The sequence below is a fragment of the Nonomuraea sp. NPDC050227 genome, assembly GCF_044459705.1.
Classification (GTDB): Bacteria; Actinomycetota; Actinomycetes; order Streptosporangiales; family Streptosporangiaceae; genus Nonomuraea.
In genome coordinates, this window is the sequence record NZ_JBITJF010000001.1 from 164822 (window position 1) to 183749 (window position 18928).

Here is an 18928-nt window from a genome sequence, read left to right on the forward strand (position 1 = left end):
AAATCCCCCGAGCCGCAATGATTCGCAAGGTAGCCCGTCGAAGCAGCCCTGAGAAGGTCTACCGGCCTACGCCAATGCGTCAATATCCGGACACTACGATGACTCGGCACGCCGGGCGCGGGCGCGACGCTTGCCCTCGTGCATCGCCTGGACGCGGGCCACCGGGATGGTGTGCCCCTCCGCGACCAGGTCGGCGGGCAGCTCGCGCGGCTCCGGCATGAGCTCGGCCCATGGGTCGCGCCCGCCGAGCAGCCCGGCCGCGTTGTGGATGGTGAAGTCGGCGGGCACGACCTGGTCGAGCTCGTCCCAGGGGACGGGGAACGAGACCGGCACGCCCGGCCGCACCCGCGGGCTGTAGGCCGACACGACCGTCGCGCCGCCGGCCCTGGTGGAGTCGATGAACACCTTGCCCGCGCGGTCCTCCCTGATGAAGGCCGTCGTGGCCAGCGCCGGGTCGAGCCGCTCGGCGCGGGCGGCCAGGGCCCGGGTGGCCGCGGCCAGGTCGTCCATGGCGGTGCCCGGCGGGACGGGGACGAACACGTGCACGCCCTTGGCCCCGCTCGTCTTGACCGCGCCCGCCAGCCCGGCGTCGCCGAGCGCCTGGCGGACGAGGTGGGCGGCCCGTACGGCGAGCGGGAAGGAGTCGTCGCCCTCGGGCGGGTCGAGGTCGAGGATCATGTGCGTGGGCCGGCCGTCCAGGAACAGCGCCGGGTGGTACTCGACGGCCCGCTGGTTGGCGAACCAGAGCAGGGTGCGCCGGTCGTCGCACAGCGCGTACGACACCTGCCTGCGGGACGCCTCGGCCCACACACTGACCGTCCTGATCCAGGAAGGGGCGTATTTGGGCAGGTTCTTCTGCATGAAGGGTTCCTGGCCCGGCCGTACCCGCAGCACCGACAGCGCGCGCCCGCGCAGCGCCGGGACGATGCGGTCGGCGACCGCGTCGAGGTAGTCGACCAGGTCGCGCTTGGTGGCGCCGGACCCGTCGAACAGCGGCTGGTCGAGGTTGGTCAGGGCGACGTCATCGGCGGTCACCCGCCCCACGATGCCCACTGGCCCGCGCCCGGGTCAACCACGGCTCAACCACGGCCGGACCGGGCGAGTTCCCGCGAGGAGCCGATCTCCTCCCGCAGCCGGGCGACCACGCGGCCGGTGCCGGAGTCCGGGTCGGCCGTGTACATGACGATCGCCAGGTCGGGCTGGCCCGGCACGGCCAGGGTCTCGTACCCGAACTCCAGCTCGCCCAGCTCGGGGTGGCGCAGGCGCTTGGTCCCGTACGTCTTCTCGGCGACCCCGTGCTCGGCCCACAGGCGGACGAAGTCGGGGTCGGCCGACAGCTCGGCGACCAGCTCGGCCAGCAGCGGGTCCTCCGGGTGGCGCCCGGCGTACAGCCGCAGGTACGCGACCGTGTCGGCGGCCACCTCGGCCCAGTCGGGGTAGAGGGTGCGCGTGTGCGGCGCCAGGAACACCTGGAGGAGCTGGTTGCGCCGGCCGTCCGGGACGCCGGCGAAGCCGCTGACGCGGTCGGCCAGCGCGTTCCAGGCCAGCACGTCCATCCGGGGCCCGAGGACGAACGCGGGCATGCCGTCGGCCAGGTCGAGCAGCCTGCTCAGTCCGGGCCGCAGGACGGGCCGGCTGACGTGCCTGGCCGGCCGGAGCAGGTCGCGCAGGTGGGCGCGTTCGGTGTCGTCCATGCGCAGGACCCGGGCGACGGCGTCGAGCACGGCGTCGGAGACGTTCTGGACGCGTTCCTGCTCCAGGCGGATGTAGTAGTCGACGCTCACGCCGGCGAGCAGCGCGACCTCCTCGCGCCGCAGGCCGCTGACCCGCCGCCGCCCCGACGTGGGCAGCCCGGCGTCCGCCGGATGGATCCGGGCCCGACGAGAACGGAGAAACTGCCCCAAATCACCTTCCACCGCTTCAGGGTAGTACCGCCGTTACCAGGAAAAGCCGTGCGCTGGGTAAGTCCGTGCGGCTCGGCCAGGGTGAGAGGCATGACGAACTACGAGAACCTCTCGGGCCGCATCGCCGTCGTGACCGGAGCCGCCAGCGGCATGGGCGAGGCCACGGCCCGCCTGCTGGCCGCCAACGGCGCCAAGGTGGCCCTGCTCGCCCGCCGCGCCGACCGGCTGGCCGAGCTGGCCGCCAAGATCGACGCCGACGGCGGCACCGCGCTGCCCGTCACCGTGGACGTCACCGACGACGCGAGCGTGGCCGCCGCCGTGGAGGTCGTCCACACCGGGCTGGGCCGGGCCGACCTGGTCGTCAACGCGGCCGGCGTGATGCTGCCCAACCCCGTCCAGGACGGCCGCCTCGACGAGTGGACGCGCATGCTGGACACCAACGTCGCCGGCGTGCTCCGCGTCACAGGAGCCTTCGCCGCCGACCTGCTGGCCGCCGCCGACGCCGGACGGACGGCCGACCTGGTGAACATCTCCTCGATCGGCGCGCACGTCACGTTCCCCAACTACGCGGTCTACGGCGCGACCAAGGCCGCGCTGACCCACCTGTCGGCCTCGCTGCGCCCGGAGTTCGGCCCGCGGGGCGTGCGCGTGACCAACCTCGAACCCGGCCTGACCGCGACCGAGCTCGGCGACCACATCGACAACGCCGAGCTGGGCGCGCAGCTCGCCGGGATGTTCGAGGCGTTCACCCCGCTGACCGCCGACGAGATCGCCGACCTCATCGGCTACACGGTCAGCCGGGCCCGGCACGTCAACCTGCGCCAGGTGGTCGTGCTGCCGACCGCCCAGGCGTAGGCGGGAAGCCCGCGCGCGTCCGGCGTGTTGACGCCTGCATGGACGATCGTTTCGCGGATCAGCGCGTGATCAGGCAGCTGCTGCACGAGGCCGGGACGTGGGTGTTCGTGGGGCTCGGCGACGACCCGCAGCGCACGGCCTACGACCAGGCCCAGCGCATCCAGGCGCGGGGCAAGAAGATCATCCCGGTCCATCCGGCGGGCCGGCCGGTCCTGGGCGAGCCGGGGTACACGTCGCTGGCCGAGGTGCCGGTCAAGCCCGACGTGGTGGCGGTCTACCGGCGTTCGGAGTTCGCCGGCCAGGTCGTGGACGAGGCCATCGCGGCCGGCGCGAAGGCGGTGTGGCTGCCCATCGGCGTGATCGACGAGGCGGCCGCCCAGCGCGCCCTCGACGCCGGGCTCGACGTCGTCATGGACCGCTGCCCCGCGGTGGAATGGGCGTTGCGCCGCAATCCCTGATCGCGAGGTACGGTGCGGTGAGGGAGGGCGGATCCATGGAAGACGACCACATCACCACGATCGGCACGTGCTTCGCGTGCAAGCGCACGTTCCCCTACACCACCGCGAACGTCACCATGATCACCATCGACCCGGAGACCGGCCTGCCTCCGGACCGGACGGTGCTCGGCACCCAGCGTGAGCCGGCCCCGGAGGCCCTGGCCCGGTCGGTGCCCGAGCCCGTCTGCCCCGACTGCCTGACCAGGGCGCGCGAGTTCAAGGAGCGCATGAGCTCCCCCGCGCCGTTCGAGACCTGGCGCCGGCCCGAGCCGAACTGACCTCATCCGGCCGGCGGCCGGGCGCTTCCGGCACAGAGCTCCTGGTAGGCCAGCGCCAGCAGGGTCACCACCGCCGTGCCCGCGGCGGGCCCCACGACGAGCGCCGCCGACAGCTCGCCCGCGTGCCAGCCCGCCGCCGTGATCGCCGCCGACGTCAGCACCGTGACGCCGAACGTCGCCGCCCACAGCGGCAGCAGCCGCAGGTAGGCGAACACCAGCGGGAACGCCGCCCACACGAACGGCGCCGCCGCCACCGCGAGCACGGCCCAGCACGCGGTCACCAGCCCCAGCCACACCCGCCCGAGCATCGGCCGCGGCGGGCCGCCCTGGATCGCCTGACCCAGGCCGTAGAGCAGCCCGAGCAGCACGCCCCCGGCGGCCTCGGCGGACCGCTCCTCGCCCAGCACGGCCACCACCGCGCTCGCCAGCGACGCCCAGAAGGCGCCGTGGACGGACCACCTGAGCAACCGCAATACGGAAGACATCCACGGAAAGTCCATAACTGTTCACCAACAGTAACGGAAGCTCCCCGGTGCTGAGAAGGTCAGCGCCGGCGCAGGGTGAGCACGAAGTACAACACCCCGGCCAGCAGCAGCGCGATGACCACGCCGATGTTGGCCGCCCCGAACGTGCTGTTCCGCAGCTCGTCGCTCATCAGGAACCCGACGACCGCCGCGATGTGCTCGTCCGCGGACGTGATCAGGCCGACGCCCACGACCGAGGCCACCACCAGGGAGACCAGCCCGGCCGGGTTGAGTGCGGGCGCGCCGGGACGCAGCAGGCGCTCGTCGTAGGCGCGGCCGCCGTCCCGCAGCCGCCACATGTCCACCAGGAAGATCGCCACCCAGGCGGCCATCACCACGCCGATGATCGCCAGGAACGCCTGGAAGGTGCCGAAGAAGTTGTCGGAGACGAACAGCAGGTAGTAGCCGCCGAGCACCATGAGGAGCCCGTCGATCAGCACCGCCAGGTGCCGTCTGACCGGCACGCCGAGGGCCAGCATCGACAACCCCGACGAGTAGATGTCCATGATCGCCCCGGCCAGGAAGCCGCCGATCGCGGTCAGCAGGTACGGCAGCAGGAACCAGGTCGGCAGCGCCGCCGCCAGCGCGCCCACCGGGTCGCCGCCCGCCGCCTCGGCCAGCTTCGGGTCGCCGCCGGCCAGCAGCACGCCGAACACCAGCAGCACCATCGGCGGCAGCGCGCCGCCCAGCGTCGTCCACAGGGCCACCGACCTGGGCCGGGAGCCGGCGGGCAGGTAACGGGAGTAGTCGGCGCCGCAGTTGACCCAGCCCAGGCCGAGCAGGGTCATGGAGAGGATGACGCCGCCCACCCAGCCGCCGGGGCCCGCCGTCGTCTCCAGCGAGCCGCCCAGCCTGGGCAGCATGAGGATCAGGTAGACGACGGTCAGCACGACGAACGCGTACGTCAGGTAACGCTGGACGACCATGATCATGGCGTGGCCGTACACGCCGACGGCGATCACGACCAGCGCCGCGACGGCGAAGCAGCCGGCGGTGGCGGTCGTCTCGGGGATCCCGGGCGCCACGCGGCGCAGGATGGCGGCCCCGCTCTGCGCGGAGAGCGTGACGAGCACGATCTCCCAGCCCACGTTCGACACGTACGACAACGCCGCGGGCAGCTTGTTGCCCTGGTACCCGAAGGGCGCCCGGCCCAGCGTCATCGTCGGCACGCCGGACCGGCTGCCCGCGACGGCGACCAGGCCGACCAGCAGGAACGACAACGCGTACCCGACCGCGCCGGTCACGACGGCGGGGACGACGCCGAGGCCGAGCCCGACGACGTACACGCCGAACGCCACCCCGAACAGGGACAGGTTCGCCCCCGCCCAGGGCCAGAACAGGTCGGACGGTCTTCCCCGCCGCTCGCTGTCGGGGACGGCGTTGATGCCGTTCCGCTCCACGGCCATCGTGTCCATGATCACTTGCTCCTTCGCGGGGGGCCGGCAAAGAAATCATTGTCCGCCTAGGACGATATTTCCCACCCTGGGGGGAATCATGATCGCTGCCGCTGTTCCGCAGAGAGGTCGCGATGCAGGCACCCGGTTCCGACACGCGCAGGCGGGCGCTGGGCGTGTGCCTGGTCGCGGCGTTCATGTCGGGCCTGGACGTGAGCATCGTCAACGTCGCCCTGCCCTCCATCCGCGCGGGCCTGCACGCCTCGGACGACGGCCTGCAGTGGACGCTGTCCGGCTACGCGCTCACGTTCGGCCTGCTGCTGGTCCCGGCCGGGCGGATGGGCGACGCCAGGAGCCGCAGGACGCTGTTCATGTGGGGCGTGGTGCTGTTCACGGCGGCCAGCGCGGCCTGCGGCTTCGCCTGGAGCATGCCGGTGCTGATCGCGGCCCGGCTCGTGCAGGGCATGGCGGCCGGGATGCTGAACCCGCAGGTGTCCGGCCTGATCCAGCAGATGTTCCTGGGCCACGAACGCGGCCGGGCCTTCGGCGCGCTCGGCGCGACCATCGGCGTGTCCACCGCCGCCGGGCCGTTGATCGGCGGCGCGCTGGTCACCGGGTTCGGGGCCGCGCAGGGCTGGCGATGGGTGTTCCTGGTGAACCTGCCCATCGGGATCGCGCTGCTGCCGCTGGCCTGGAAGTGGCTGCCCGAGCCCGCCCCCGGGCCGGTGCGCACCGGGCGGCGGGAGAGCATGGACCCGGTCGGCGTGCTGCTGCTCGGCGTGGGCGTGGCGACGCTGCTGCTGCCGTTCATCCAGCAGCACCAGTGGAAGGGCGAGGCCAAGTGGCTGCTCGTGCCGGCCGCGCTACTCGTGCTGGCCGGGTTCGTGCTCTGGGAACGGCTGTACCCCAGGGAGCCGCTGGTGGACCTGTCGCTGTTCGCCAGGCGGTCCTACAGCCTCGGGTCGGCCATCGCCCTGTTCTACTTCGCCGGGTTCACCGGGATCTTCTTCGCCTTCACCCTGTACCTGCAGAGCGGCGAGGGCTACAGCGCGCTGCTGGCCGGGTTGTCGATCACGCCGTTCGCGCTGGGGTCGGCCGGGTCGTCGGTGGTCGGCGGCAGGCTCGTGGGCCGGGCGGGCAGGAAGCTGGTCGCGGTGGGGCTCGGGACGGTGATCGCGGGCCTGCTGGCGACCATGGTGGCGACGCTGCTGGTGCCGGGGGCCGGCGTGGGCGCGGCGACCGCGCTCCCGCTGCTGGTCGCGGGCATCGGCAGCGGCCTGGTGATCTCGCCCAACCAGGCGATCACGTTGTCGGAGGTGCCGCCCGCCGGTGGCGGCAGCGCCGCCGGGGTGCTGCAGACCGGGCAGCGGCTCGGGTCGGCGATCGGCATCGCGGCGGCGGGCTCGGCGTTCTTCGGCTCGCTGCCGCAGGGCTGGCCGACGGCCTTCCGGCACGGCCTGTGGGTGGTGCTGGGGTTCGTGGTCATGGCGCTGGCCGCCGCCCTCTACGACCTCTTCCGCTCCCGCGCCGCCCACTGACCGGGCTGCTGCCGGGCGGTTACAGGTCGGCGGGGTCCGGATCGTCCTCGTCGCCGTACTCGGCGGGGGTGAGCGGGCCGCGCGTCCTCGCCGGCTCGCGGTCGGGGACGCGGATCCGCCGGACGGGCTCGGGCTCCCCCGGCACCCGGACGGTCAGCCCGGGGGCGAGCAGCTCGACGCCGGCGTGCTCGGGAGTGCGCCGGACCCGCCAGGACGCCGCCAGGGCCAGGGCGAGCAGCAGCTCCGCGGCGCCCCCGCCGTAGAACATGATCTCCGCCGCGCCCCTGAGCTGGTCGGACGGCACCGGCAGGTCCAGCCATCCGGCGTACATCACCTGGGACAGGCCCGCGTGCACGGCGACCGCCACCCCGACCACGGCCAGCCGCACCGGCACCGGCGGGCGGCGCGGCGCGGGGTCGGGCCCGGCGACGACCCAGGCGAACAGGTAACCGGTCAGCAGGAGGTACGCGTGCACCGGCGGCGCGGGGACGAGCCCGTACAGGGGCGTGCAGGACAGGGCCGCCATGCCGCCGGCGCCGAGCGCCAGCGCGGTCCACGGGTTGGCCGGCAGGCGGACGGCAGGCCCGCGGAGCGACAGGGTCAGGCGGCGGGCCTGCGCGACCGGCAGCGAGCGCAGCAGCAGCGTCACCGGCGCGCCGAGGGCCAGGAACAGGGGCGCCGGAATGCCGATCAGCAGGTGCTGCAGCACGTGGCCGCGGAAGTCGGTCGCGGCCAGCGCGGCGACGGGGTCGGTGAGCGCCACGGTCACCAGCGCGCAGCCACCGGCGAAGCTCGCGGTACGCCACCGGCTCCACGCCGTCCGCCCGGCCAGCACCACGTACGTCACCAGCACGACGAGCGCCGGCGCGGCCCAGAACCCGCTCAGGTGGTGAGCATGCGGCACAGATCGATCACCTCGCCCATGTGTCGCGGCAGCCGCCCGGCGAGGACCGGCGGCCTGCCCGTGGCGCCTCCCACGTGATCCACTATTCGAGCGGGACGCCGGGCCGGCCCGGCGGGACACCCCTCTTTGCGGGCCGCTTGCCGAATCTCGATCCGGGGTTTTCCCCGTTCGGGTCTCCATGGGTAGGTCTCAGGGGATGGCGAAAAGGCTCTTTCCCCGCTCGATCCGCGGGCGCCTGACCACGCTCGCGACATTGGTGGCGGCAGTGGTCCTGGCTGTCACGGGCACGCTCGCCCTCACCCTCGGGCCGGACAACCTGCACGGGCTGGTGGAGACCCGGGTGGAGCTGGCCGTCCGCAGGGTGGCCAGCGAGGCCCGCGCCGGGCAGCTGCCCGCGACGCTGGAGGCCCCGGCCCGGGTGCAGCTCCTGCAGGTGATCGACGCCGACGGACGCGTGCTGGCCACCAGCCCCGGCCTGCACCACGGCCAGCGGCTGTCCGGCATGCGGGTGGACAAGCCGGAGACCCTCTACAGCGCCGAGAGCACGCTCACCGGCCTCCGGGACGAGAAGGAGGCCCAGTACCTGATCATGGCGATGAAGGTGCGCACCCCCGACGGCCGGCTCGTCACGGTGTACGGCGCCTCCTCCCTCAGCGACGTCAACCGGGCGCTGTCCTGGCTGAACGCGGTGGTGTTCCTCGGCACGCCCATCGCCCTGGTGATCGTCGCCGGCATCACCTGGGTCGTGGTCGCCTCCGCGCTGCGCCCGGTCGAGCGCATCCGCGCCGAGCTGGCCGAGATCACCGGCCGCGACCTGAGCCGGCGCGTGCCCGTCCCCGAGACCGGTGACGAGATCACCGACCTGGCCGCCACCACCAACCACACCCTCGACCGTCTCGAACGCTCGGCCGAGACCCAGCGCCGCTTCGTCGCCGACGCCTCCCACGAGCTGCGCAGCCCCATCTCCGCCCTGCGCACCCAGCTGGAGGTCGCCAACGCCTACCCCGACGAGACCGACTGGCCCGCCACCGGCGCCCGCGCCCTGGCCGCCGCCGAACGCCTCACCGGCATCATCGACGAGCTGCTCCTGCTGGCCCGCCTGGACGCCGGCGCCATCCCCGACCGCCGCGTCGTCGACATGTGCCGCCTGGCCGAGGAGCAGGTACGCCGCCGCGCGGGCGGCAAGATCCCCATCGTCGTGGACATGTGCGCCCACGCGCCCGTCCTCGGCTCGCCCGTCCAGCTCGACCGGCTGCTGACGAACCTGCTGGACAACGCCACCCGGCACGCCGCGCACCGGATCGACCTCAAGGTGTGGGTGGAGGGCGACCACGTCTACGTCTCGGTCACCGACGACGGCGACGGCATCCCGCCCGCCGACCGCGAGCGCGTCTTCGAACGCTTCACCCGGCTGGAGGACGCCCGCCGGAAGGAGAAGGGCGGCAGCGGGCTCGGCCTGGCGCTGTCCCGCGAGATCTGCGCCTCGCACGGCGGCACGCTCAAGGTCGTCGACCACGAGCCGGGCGCCCGTCTGGTGGCCTGCCTGCCGCTGTACCGCGAACAGGAACGCCCCGCCGACTCACCGCACCGGTCCTGACGTCCGGCTCACCGCACCGGGTCCTGGCGTCCGGACGCACGCCGTCGCGCTCTGTCCGGAAGAGCCGGAGGGCCCGCACGGCGGGACCTCCGGCCCTGAGATCACTTGATCATCGTGATGCGGTCGGCCGCCGACGGGCTGATCGGCGAGTGCGCGGTCAGGTACGCCGTGAACGCGTCGAGGTCGACCGGTCCGCTCCACGTGTCCGTGCTCTGCGTGAACACCGAGAAGCCGTCACCGCCGCCCATCAGGAAGTTGTTCGCGGCGATCTTGATCGACTGCGTGTCCGTGACGGGGGCGCCGTTGAGCTTGACGTCCGACACGCGCGACCCCACCGGCTTGGTGGTGTCGAAGGTGTAGGTCAGCGACGACGACACCTGGAGCAGCCGGTGGCTGATCGCGCCCGTCGCCGGGTTGGGCGTCCAGACCTGCTGCTCCAGCAGCGCCTTGAGCTGCGCGCCCGTGTACGTGCGCACCTGCACGATGTTGCTGAACGGCTGGACGGCGAACGCCTCGCCGTAGGTGACGACGCCGTCGCCCTCGGCCCCCGACTGCGCGTACGTCAGCGAGGTGCGGATGCCGCCCGGGTTCATCAGCGCGATCTCGGCGCCCGCCGGCTTGGCCGCCTCCAGCTGGGAGTCGGCGATGAGGTCGCCGAGCGGCGTCTCCGGCCTGGTGGTCGCGGCCGAGGTGTTGGTGACGACGTTGGTGATGTCGCCGGTGATCGAGCCGATCTTGCGGTTGGCCACTTCGGCGCTGCGCGTCCGCCACGTCTGGACCTGCGCCTCGACCTGCGGGTCCGGGGTGACCGTACGGGCGACGACCTTGTTGTCCGCGGTGACCGAGGAGCGGACCACGTCCTGGGTGCGCTTGTCGACCCGCAGGTCGATCTGGGTCAGCACGCGGCCGAACGACGAGCCCTGCGTGTAGTAGCGGTCCTGGCCCGCCGGGTCCTTGGTCTTGCAGATGTAGGCCTGGTGCGAGTGGCCGCTGATGACCAGGTCGATCTGCGGGTTCAGCTCCCTGGCGATGCGCGAGCCGGCGTTGGCGGTGTTCGCCGAGCACGCGTCCGGGCTCTGGTTCGGGGTGGTCGAGTCGCCCTCGTGCATCAGGACGACCTGCGCCTTGACGCCCCTGCGCGCCAGGTAGGCCGAGGCCCGGTTCGCCGCGGCGACCTCCTCGGTGAACTGCAGGCCCTTGATGCCCTCGGCGGTGACGATGGTCGGCGTGGTCGCCGTCACCAGGCCGATGAAGCCCACCTGCACGCCGTTGATCTTCTTGACGTAGAACGGCGGCAGGGCGTACTGGCCGGAGCCCTCCTTGAGGACGTTGGCGGCGAGGAAGTCGAAGTCCGTGCCCTTCCACTGGCCGGCGGGCGAGCAGCCGTCCACCGGGTGGCAGCCGCCGTTCATGAGGCGCTGCAGCTCGGCGTACCCCTCGTCGAACTCGTGGTTGCCGGCGGCGGTGGCGTTGAGGCCGAGTGAGCCGAGCACCTCCAGGGTGGGCTCGTCGTGGTAGGCGGCCGAGATGAGCGGGGACGCGCCGATCAGGTCGCCCGCCGCCACGAGCAGCGTGTTCTCGGTACGCGCCTGCTTGACGTACGTCGCCAGGTACGACGCGCCGCCGGCGATCGAGTACTTGCCGCCGGGCAGCCCGGTCAGCGAGCCGTCGGCGTCGACGAGGGGGCCGTCCGGGTCGAGGATGCGGCTGGAGGAGCCCGACGGCGGTTCGAGGTTGCCGTGCAGGTCGTTGATGCTCAGCAGGCGGACCGGGACGGTCGGCCCGCCGTTGCCGGTTCCGCGATCGGCCGAGCCGCTGGTCGCGGCGACCGCGGGCGCCATGGCCAGGGCGATCCCGGCCGCGGTGGCGGCGCCGGCCGTGCACAGCCGGAGGAGGGTGCGTGACGTCATGAGAGGGACGTTACGACGTCTCCCTATGCAACGAATGTCGCAAAGGTAACGATTGACCGGGGCAGCCCATGGCATTGTTCGCCATTGGTACGCCTAGAGTTCCTTATGTGGGTGCACATGTGAAGATCTGCGAACGGCTCGACGACGACGAGGTCTCCCAGGTTCTCCGCATCGTCGAGGCGGCGACCGAGACGGACGGGGTCCGCCCGCTCAACGAGCACGTGATGCTCCATCTCCGGTACGGCGGCGACCCCCGTGCCCGCTCATTGCTGCTGCACGCCGACGACGGCGCGCCCGCGGGCTACGCGCACGTCGACCCGACCGACGAGGTCGAGGGGTCGAGCGCGGAGCTGGTCATCCATCCCGCCTACCGGCGACAAGGCCACGGGACGCGGCTGCTGCGGGCCGTGCTGGAGCTGACCGGCGGCAGGGTGCGGCTGTGGGCGCACGGCGACCACGCCGGCGCCGGGGCGCTGGCCGCGTCGTTCGGCTTCGACCGGGTGCGCTCGCTGTGGCAGATGCGCCGCTCGCTGTTCGCCCCGCTGCCGCCCTACACGCTTCCGGAAGGTGTGGAGCTGCGCACGTTCGTCCCGGGCCAGGACGAGGAGGCGTGGCTCAAGGTGAACGCCGCCGCCTTCGCCCACCACCCCGAGCAGGGCGCCTGGACGCTCGACGACCTGCACCGGCGCGAGCGCGAGCCCTGGTTCGACCCCGAGGGCTTCTTCCTGGCCGTCCGCGGCGACCGGCTCGCCGGCTTCCACTGGACCAAGATCCATGGCTCGTCCGAGCACGGCCACGAGCCGCTCGGCGAGGTCTACGTCGTGGGCGTCGACCCCTCCCAGCAGGGCACCGGCCTGGGCCGGGCGCTCACCCTGGCCGGACTGACCCACCTGCGCTCGCGCGGCCTCGCCCACGCGATGCTCTACGTGGACGAGGCCAACACGGCCGCGATCAGGCTGTACGAGTCCCTGGGCTTCGCCCGCTGGGACGTGGACGTGATGTACGCCGGCGGATAGCCCCCGGCGCCCCACTCCACGTCACGCCCTGCTCCACCGTCGGGCCCTACTCCACCATCAGGTGGAGGACGCCGTAGGCCAGCGCCGCCACGAGGGCCGCCGCCGGGATGGTGAGCACCCAGGCGGTCACGATGTTGCCGGCCACGCCCCACCGCACGGCGCTCAGCCGCTTGGTCGCGCCGACGCCCATGATCGCCGTGGTGATGGTGTGGGTGGTGGAGATCGGCGCGCCGAACCCGATCGCGGCTCCGTACAGGACGGTGGCCGCGGCCGACTCGGCGGCGAACCCCTGGGGCGGGTCGAGCGCGATGATCCGCCGGCCGAGCGTGCGCATGATGCGCCACCCGCCGGCGTACGTGCCGAGCGAGATCGCACCGGCGGCGCTCAGGATGACCCACTGCGGGATCCCCTCGCCGGGGCTGGCGTACCCGCCGACCGTGAGCGCCAGGAAGATGACGCCCATCGTCTTCTGCGCGTCCTGCAGGCCGTGCCCGAGCGCCATGGCGGCGGCCGAGACGGTCTGCGCGTAGCGGAAGCCGCGGTTGGTCCTGCCCGGCTGGCTGTTGCGGAAGATCCAGTAAATTGCGATCATGATCAGCGCGGCAAGGCTGAACCCGATCAGCGGCGACAGGATCATCGGGATGACGACCTTCTCGACGACGCCGTCCCAGTGCACCACGCTGGCCGAGGCCAGCGCGGAGCCCACCAGGCCGCCGATGAGCGCGTGACTGGAGGAGGAGGGCAGCCCGAAGTACCAGGTGATCAGGTTCCAGACGATCGCGCCGATGAGCGCCGCGGCCACGACGACCAGGCCGTGCGGACCGTTGGGAGCGTCGATGATCCCTTTTCCGACGGTCTGCGCCACCTGAGTGCCCAGGTGGGCGCCGATGAAGTTCATCGCCGCGGCCATGAACAGCGCGGCCCTGGGGGTGAGCGCCCGGGTCGAGACGGAGGTCGCGATGGCGTTCGCCGCGTCGTGGAACCCGTTGGTGTAGTCGAAGGCCAGGGAGATGACGACCACGCCGATGACGAGGGCGAGCGTGAGGTCCACTGGGCCTAGCTTTCCTTGACCGCGATCGACTCGACGGTGTTGGCCACGTGCTCGAAGGCGTCGGCGGCCTCCTCCAGGGCGTCGACGACCTCCTTCATCTTCATGACGGTGAGCGCGTCGTACTCGCCGCTGAACAGCTTGGCCAGCAGCCTGCGGTAGACCTGGTCACCCTGGTTCTCCAGGCGGTTGACCTCGATCCAGTACTCGTTGAGGTTCTTCATGGAACGCAGCCGGGGCATCGCCTCGGCGGTCAGCTCGGCGGCGCGTTCCAGGACCTCGACCTGCCGGACCACGTCTTTGGGGAGATGGTCGATCTGGTAGAGGACGATGAGGTCGGAGGCGGCCTCCATCGCGTCCATCACATCGTCGAGGTTGGAGGCGAGGCGGTAGATGTCCTCACGGTCGAACGGAGTGATGAAGCTCTCGTTGAGCCGGTTCATGATCGCATGGGTGCGTTCGTCACCGGCGTGCTCGCAGGCGCGCATCTTCTCGGCCAGGGCTTCCCTGTCCGATCCGTCACTGATGATCTCGACCAGCAGACGGGATGCCGTGACCAGGTTGTTCGCGGAGTCGGCGAACAGGTCGTAGTAGCTGTCCTCACGTGGCGTGAGACGCAGGCGCACGTCGTTCTCCAGATGTGCGGGGATGGTCCGTGGAAGAGGGTACGGGTTACCAGGCGAAATGCGAACTTCATGTCTCCTTCGCCTTCTGGCTACCCTGCGTATGTTGTGCGACACCGGCGTCCGGAGTAGTTTGGCCGCTTTTTGCAGGGAAATCCGGCCGGTGACGTGGCCTGTTGTGGGGTGCGCGGAGGGCTCATCCTTCCGCGACGTTCCCTAAATGTTCACCTGTTGTTCACTCAAATCTTCGTCCGGTGGAAGTTCCTGAACGACCGGGACGGAGTCGGGCCCCGCTGCCCCTGATACCGGGACTCGTACTTGGCCGATCCGTACGGGTGCTCGGCGGGCGAGCTGAGCCGGAACACGCACAACTGCCCGATCTTCATCCCCGGCCACAGCTTGATGGGCAAGGTCGCCACGTTGGACAGCTCAAGCGTGACGTGCCCGCTGAACCCGGGATCGATGAACCCGGCGGTGGAGTGCGTCAGCAGGCCCAGCCGTCCGAGCGAGCTCTTCCCCTCCAGCCGCGAGGCCAGGTCGTCGGGAAGCGTGATCACCTCATAGGTGGAGGCCAGCACGAACTCCCCCGGATGCAGGATGAACGGCTCGTCACCGGCCGGCTCGACCATCCGCGTGAGATCCGGCTGCTCCACGGAGGGGTCGATATGGGGGTACTTGTGGTTCTCGAAGACACGGAAGTAGCGGTCGAGCCGTACGTCGATGCTGGACGGCTGGATCATGTCCTGGTGGAAGGGGTCTAGGGCGAGCCGGCCGGAGTCGATCTCAGCAAGGATGTCACGGTCAGATAGCAACACGGTGAGCCAACTTACCGTCCCGGCCGGAAAAGGTGGGGCGTTGGGTTTGCTGTTGGGGGGCAAGTTTCCGCTACAGTGGGGACGCGTACTTCGGTTCGTGCGGGTGTAGTTCAATGGCAGAACATCAGCTTCCCAAGCTGACAGCGCGGGTTCGATTCCCGTCACCCGCTCCAACTCCTCAGCACTCCACCTCTTTGAGGGCTCCCCGAGCAGACGCCACCCACCCGTTGCATGGTTACCCGGTGGGCCTGCCGATGCCCGCCCCTGACCGGCCTCGCTTCGCTCGGCCTGCCTTCCTGAGGCTTCGCCAGATGGCGAGGGGCTACCGCCCCTCGAACTCCCCGCCGCGCGGCCTGCGTCTTCGCCTCCTCCACGAGCTTGCTCAGAGGTTGACGATGTGCCCGGCATGCTCCGTCGCAATGCCTGGTCGATCAATGCTTTTAGTCCGCGATGGTGGCCTGACTGCGCAGTGACCAGTCAGGCGCGCCAAGCAGAGGGTCGCCGAGCCGGGACTCCGACGCACCCGATCAGGACCCACGGAAGCTACACCCTGATCGGAAAAACGCGCACGAATGCTTGCATCCTGCAACCCGGATGCCGCCCACGGCCATCTCACCTGTGCATGGCCGTCGCGTACATCTGAGGAGGGCCTTCGCCCGAGTACCGGTTCAGCTCTCCTCCTGGATGACCGGTTCCACCCAGCGGATGGAAGCCGCCGCAGGGGTGGCAGCCGGATCCGTCATGGCCACCAGCTCCCGCCGGCTGGGAGTACTGGGGTTACTGAGGAGATGCCCGCAGGGCCTCCAGACACACCGCAGCTGGCCGAACGAAGGAACGGCGGCCTGTTCGGCAGCAAGAAACGACTCGAAGAGGAGAACGCCCAAGTACGGCAATGGGTGGAGCGCCTGGGCAACGCGACATCTACAGGCCCCCAAGTAGCTTGGCGTCCGTGGAGGAAGAACATCCGGGCCAACAGCCCGTGCAGTGGCCAGAGCGACGCAAGGACGTGCTCGAATCACTACGAGCCCTGAGTGACCGCGACTACCAGGACCAACACGGGCGATCCGGGAAAGGACGGCCGGACCTCACCGCTGCCGTGCACTGGCTCATCGACGACACCTCCATCGACCAACACGGCGCACGAGCCCTGATCCCCCATCTCTTCTTCGATCAACGAGAAGCCGACCTCGTGCAGACGGTGGTCGACGCCCTCTTGCACGTACTCGATGATCTCGGCCCAACCGCTCCGGACAACGCGTATCTCGACCATCCTGAATGGACCAACGTCCTGAACTCGGCTGGCGCCGCCTACCTCGCCTTGTCCTCCGACAAGCACGGCTCAAGACGAAACTCCGCGCAACGCCCTTGCACATAGGAGCGTCAGGCGGGGAAGGTGCGCGCGGGCCGCAACAAATCTATAGTGGCGGAGCTTCACACCCTACGTACTGAGGTCTTCACGTGGACCACCTGATCGGAATGCTGTATCAGACAATCCCCCTAACGCTGGGTGGAGTCATCTTCGTCGCCTTGTTCTTGGCGTTTCGACGCACGCAGCGGCACGCCCACTATCTCCTGTGGCCGGTAGCCGCCTGGTTCCTGGCTGCGTTGGACGAGTGGTACATGAGTACCTACCAGCCGGAGATGAACATTCGAATCGACGCTCTACCCTGCTTAGCGCTGATGGCCATCAGCACATTGACCTGCGTTCCAATGGCCTTCATTCGTCGGCGGGCGTAGTCAAATCGCACCACAGGCCCGCCAGGGCAGGATCGGCAAGCAGGAAGACAGACACACAGGCGGTGAAGCGGGTTGGTGATCGGGAGCTACCGGGAACTGTTCTCCGCGCTCCGTAAGCGGCCACTCATGTTTCTGCCTCGGGCGGATTTCACCAGCGTCGTTGCGTTTGTCGCAGGCTGTGATCAGGGAAACGCGGGCACCCTGCTCACCGGCTTCCGGGAATGGCTGGTGACCCGTGTCGGGTGTGGGGACAATCTGGTCTGGTGGAGCCTCGTTCTGCGTCTGACCGAGCCGGAAGGCACGAAGAGCGCGCGCGACATGGATGCCGACACTGACGCCCGCGCCGTCGAGACGCTGCTGCAATGCCTGGATGACTTTCTGGCATTAAGTGAGGAGCACGACGGACTGCGCAGGATCTACGCCGCTCACCAGGCATGGCTCGACGCTCGCGAGCTCCACCACTGCCTCGCATCAGGAGCAGCGGCGTGCCCGGCCGTGGATTGGCCGAGGCCACCGACCGAATGATGGGCCCTGGTTTCGGGGACAAGGAAAGATCACGACTTTGATCGCGTGCCAGATCCGTGCCAGAACAGACAGGGTCACGTCACAGACAGGGAGCCGCGGTCACTCACGGAAACTCACGGCTGCTCGACCCACTCTGGCCTGCACCCCCGTTTTCTCAGCACAGCAAGATCAGTAGATGGTTCCCAAGCTGACAGCGCGGGTTCGGTCCCCGTCACCCGCTCCACATGCCCCAGGTCACGGAGTGAATCCCGACCCGGACCTTGATCATTTCTAGAGCTGTCAGCCGAACTTGCTCAGTCCTGCGGCTTGCGCCAGATGATGCTGTAGCGCAACAGAAGGCGACGGCGATACTGGGAACCAGGCAACATCTCGGCGGACAACGCTCGGCACGGTCCGTCTCAGTGCGCGGGCGAGCATGCCCTCGCCGCAACCTACGTCGAGGGCGCGCTGAGGACCATCAGGGATCGCGCGCAGGATGCGGGGGGTAATGGATGTTGTGGTTCCAACGCCTGCGGTTCTCCACGGTCATGTGTCGATCCTGCCGGACAGCCGTTGACGGATCCCTCTCAGAACCCCTAGCCAAGTGAAGCGCGTGATCGGCCAGGAGACGGGCCCCACTGTGCCTGCGGTCTGCGATCCACCTCATGTCGTCACGTACTGAAGTGGGAATCCGACGACCAAGTACGCCAGTGGCGCGAGGGCCAGGGCCGTCAGCAAAGTCGGCATCCGCTCTCTCTGCCGACGTGCCATCACCAGCGGTGCAAGGACCAGGACGGCCAGACAGACCCATGCCTGCGGGGCGTAATGCAGGACGAAGGCATAGAGGATGCCTTCCATCCCGAAGACACCTCCCAGCGCGGCGAGCCCGATGACACGGTTACGGATGGTGCGTCCGTTCCGCCACCACAGCCCCGCCACGCCGAACAACGGGCCGCTGATGACCGCCATCACAAGCCACACCAGCGGATAGGTGAGGCTGCCCATGCCGTCCCGGCCGAACTCCGCGTACCCGTAGTACCCAACGACCAGGCCGATCGAGGCACACAGGCCGGCGACGGCGGCTGACCGCGCTGACGCCCAACCGGCAAGCAGGGCGCCGGCGACGAACGCCGGGACACACCAGACAGCACCGGAGTTGGCGACCTGGTTCCAGGCGCCTGGAAGCCAGCCCTGGGCAAGATTGGTGACAACACCGAATCCCAGGCCTGCCAGCAGTGCGGATGCGCACCAGACGCTGAGCTTTGCGATCGGCCCGAAGCGGCTGCTCATCAGGAAGATCCCCCTGTCTTCCCTCGCTGGACACCGGCGGGTCGCAACTCTATATGCAAGCCATACATGCTGTGCCTAGTTGATGATCACGTCGTCACCGCAAGATCCCTCACTGACAAACCAGCACGATGTACTCACAGGCAACCACCCCTTAGCGGTGCTGTTGATCGCGCCATTGGGGAAGTGGTCGCGATCACTGCATGCCAGATGCATGCCAGAACGGACGGTGATCAACGGTGAGTCGCAGGGACTCCCGGCCACTCGACCAGCCTTGACCTGCCTCCCCATTTCCCCAGCTCAGGACGGCAAGATCAGTAGCCCATTCCCAAGCTGACAGCTCGGGTTCGGTTCCGAGGGTGTTCCCGGTGTGACGAAGGTCTTGGAAGTGAAAGCCGCTGAGCTTGGCCCCCTCGGGGCCGACGAAGACGTGCCCGTCGTCGGACTGCTCGGCGTAGGTCTCCATGTGTACGCGAGGGTCTGCACCGCAGGTCAGA

At 70.0% G+C, this 18928-nt stretch carries 19 protein-coding genes and 1 tRNA gene; 10 read left to right on the forward strand and 10 right to left on the reverse strand.

What is annotated here, in order from left to right; translation table 11 throughout:
• Window positions 1–93 precede the first annotated feature (93 nt).
• On the reverse strand, window positions 94–1035 hold the full coding sequence (locus ACIBK9_RS00955; RefSeq protein ID WP_397154176.1) for a DNA polymerase domain-containing protein: 942 nt from the start codon (window positions 1033–1035) through the stop codon (window positions 94–96).
• Between the two features lie 44 nt (window positions 1036–1079).
• Window positions 1080–1916 carry a helix-turn-helix transcriptional regulator gene (locus ACIBK9_RS00960; RefSeq protein ID WP_387679509.1) on the reverse strand — a complete coding sequence of 279 codons (837 nt, stop codon included), beginning with the start codon at window positions 1914–1916 and terminating at the stop codon, window positions 1080–1082.
• 78 nt (window positions 1917–1994) lie between these two features.
• On the opposite strand from ACIBK9_RS00960, the gene ACIBK9_RS00965 reads away from it, so the two are divergent.
• From ACIBK9_RS00965 to ACIBK9_RS00975, 3 genes are all read left to right on the forward strand, one after another.
• Window positions 1995–2759 (forward strand): SDR family oxidoreductase, encoded by a 765-nt coding sequence (locus ACIBK9_RS00965; protein ID WP_397154179.1) that lies wholly within the window; start codon window positions 1995–1997, stop codon window positions 2757–2759.
• Window positions 2760–2824: 65 nt separating this feature from the next.
• Window positions 2825–3217 (forward strand): CoA-binding protein, encoded by a 393-nt coding sequence (locus tag ACIBK9_RS00970; RefSeq protein ID WP_352319836.1) that lies wholly within the window; start codon window positions 2825–2827, stop codon window positions 3215–3217.
• A 35-nt stretch (window positions 3218–3252) separates the two neighbouring features.
• Entirely contained in the window at window positions 3253–3534 is a 282-nt protein-coding gene (locus ACIBK9_RS00975) for a hypothetical protein (RefSeq protein WP_387679515.1), read from the forward strand.
• A 2-nt stretch (window positions 3535–3536) separates the two neighbouring features.
• On the opposite strand, the gene ACIBK9_RS00980 is transcribed toward ACIBK9_RS00975, so the two are convergent.
• Window positions 3537–4001 carry a hypothetical protein gene (locus tag ACIBK9_RS00980; RefSeq protein WP_397154181.1) on the reverse strand — a complete coding sequence of 155 codons (465 nt, stop codon included), beginning with the start codon at window positions 3999–4001 and terminating at the stop codon, window positions 3537–3539.
• 77 nt (window positions 4002–4078) lie between these two features.
• Complete coding sequence (locus tag ACIBK9_RS00985; RefSeq protein WP_397154183.1) at window positions 4079–5473, reverse strand: purine-cytosine permease family protein; 1395 nt, start codon at window positions 5471–5473, stop codon at window positions 4079–4081.
• Window positions 5474–5586: 113 nt separating this feature from the next.
• Between ACIBK9_RS00985 and ACIBK9_RS00990 the strand changes: the two genes are divergently transcribed.
• Complete coding sequence (locus ACIBK9_RS00990) at window positions 5587–6990, forward strand: MFS transporter (RefSeq protein ID WP_397154185.1); 1404 nt, start codon at window positions 5587–5589, stop codon at window positions 6988–6990.
• 19 nt (window positions 6991–7009) lie between these two features.
• Here ACIBK9_RS00990 and ACIBK9_RS00995 read toward each other — a convergent pair whose 3' ends face one another.
• Window positions 7010–7894 (reverse strand): cytochrome c oxidase assembly protein, encoded by an 885-nt coding sequence (locus ACIBK9_RS00995; RefSeq protein WP_397154187.1) that lies wholly within the window; start codon window positions 7892–7894, stop codon window positions 7010–7012.
• A 256-nt stretch (window positions 7895–8150) separates the two neighbouring features.
• Between ACIBK9_RS00995 and ACIBK9_RS01000 the strand changes: the two genes are divergently transcribed.
• Window positions 8151–9491, forward strand: a complete 1341-nt coding sequence (locus ACIBK9_RS01000) for a sensor histidine kinase (protein WP_397154189.1) — start codon at window positions 8151–8153, stop codon at window positions 9489–9491.
• A 101-nt stretch (window positions 9492–9592) separates the two neighbouring features.
• On the opposite strand, the gene ACIBK9_RS01005 is transcribed toward ACIBK9_RS01000, so the two are convergent.
• Complete coding sequence (locus ACIBK9_RS01005; protein WP_397154191.1) at window positions 9593–11401, reverse strand: bifunctional metallophosphatase/5'-nucleotidase; 1809 nt, start codon at window positions 11399–11401, stop codon at window positions 9593–9595.
• 107 nt (window positions 11402–11508) lie between these two features.
• On the opposite strand from ACIBK9_RS01005, the gene mshD reads away from it, so the two are divergent.
• Window positions 11509–12417, forward strand: a complete 909-nt coding sequence (mshD, locus tag ACIBK9_RS01010; protein WP_397154193.1) for a mycothiol synthase — start codon at window positions 11509–11511, stop codon at window positions 12415–12417.
• 46 nt (window positions 12418–12463) lie between these two features.
• Here the strand turns inward: mshD and ACIBK9_RS01015 are convergent, their stop codons facing one another.
• The 3 genes from ACIBK9_RS01015 to dcd form a co-directional block, all read right to left on the reverse strand.
• Entirely contained in the window at window positions 12464–13468 is a 1005-nt protein-coding gene (locus ACIBK9_RS01015) for an inorganic phosphate transporter (RefSeq protein ID WP_358289487.1), read from the reverse strand.
• A gap of 5 nt (window positions 13469–13473) precedes the next feature.
• Window positions 13474–14091: a DUF47 domain-containing protein gene (locus ACIBK9_RS01020; protein WP_106243913.1), complete on the reverse strand. Its 618-nt coding sequence runs from the start codon at window positions 14089–14091 to the stop codon at window positions 13474–13476.
• Between the two features lie 236 nt (window positions 14092–14327).
• On the reverse strand, window positions 14328–14903 hold the full coding sequence (dcd, locus tag ACIBK9_RS01025) for a dCTP deaminase (protein ID WP_358289490.1): 576 nt from the start codon (window positions 14901–14903) through the stop codon (window positions 14328–14330).
• Window positions 14904–15002: 99 nt separating this feature from the next.
• Between dcd and ACIBK9_RS01030 the strand changes: the two genes are divergently transcribed.
• The 4 genes from ACIBK9_RS01030 to ACIBK9_RS01045 all read left to right on the forward strand — a co-directional run bounded on the left by ACIBK9_RS01030 (window position 15003) and on the right by ACIBK9_RS01045 (window position 17165).
• Window positions 15003–15076: transfer RNA gene (locus tag ACIBK9_RS01030), tRNA-Gly, on the forward strand.
• A gap of 776 nt (window positions 15077–15852) precedes the next feature.
• Window positions 15853–16278 (forward strand): hypothetical protein, encoded by a 426-nt coding sequence (locus ACIBK9_RS01035; RefSeq protein ID WP_397154195.1) that lies wholly within the window; start codon window positions 15853–15855, stop codon window positions 16276–16278.
• A gap of 83 nt (window positions 16279–16361) precedes the next feature.
• The gene (locus ACIBK9_RS01040; protein ID WP_397154197.1) at window positions 16362–16640 is read left to right on the forward strand and encodes a hypothetical protein; all 279 of its coding nucleotides are present in this window, start codon (window positions 16362–16364) and stop codon (window positions 16638–16640) included.
• A gap of 75 nt (window positions 16641–16715) precedes the next feature.
• On the forward strand, window positions 16716–17165 hold the full coding sequence (locus ACIBK9_RS01045; RefSeq protein WP_397154199.1) for a hypothetical protein: 450 nt from the start codon (window positions 16716–16718) through the stop codon (window positions 17163–17165).
• A gap of 642 nt (window positions 17166–17807) precedes the next feature.
• Here ACIBK9_RS01045 and ACIBK9_RS01050 read toward each other — a convergent pair.
• Window positions 17808–18434 (reverse strand): DUF6518 family protein, encoded by a 627-nt coding sequence (locus ACIBK9_RS01050; RefSeq protein WP_397154201.1) that lies wholly within the window; start codon window positions 18432–18434, stop codon window positions 17808–17810.
• Window positions 18435–18928: the final 494 nt, after the last annotated feature.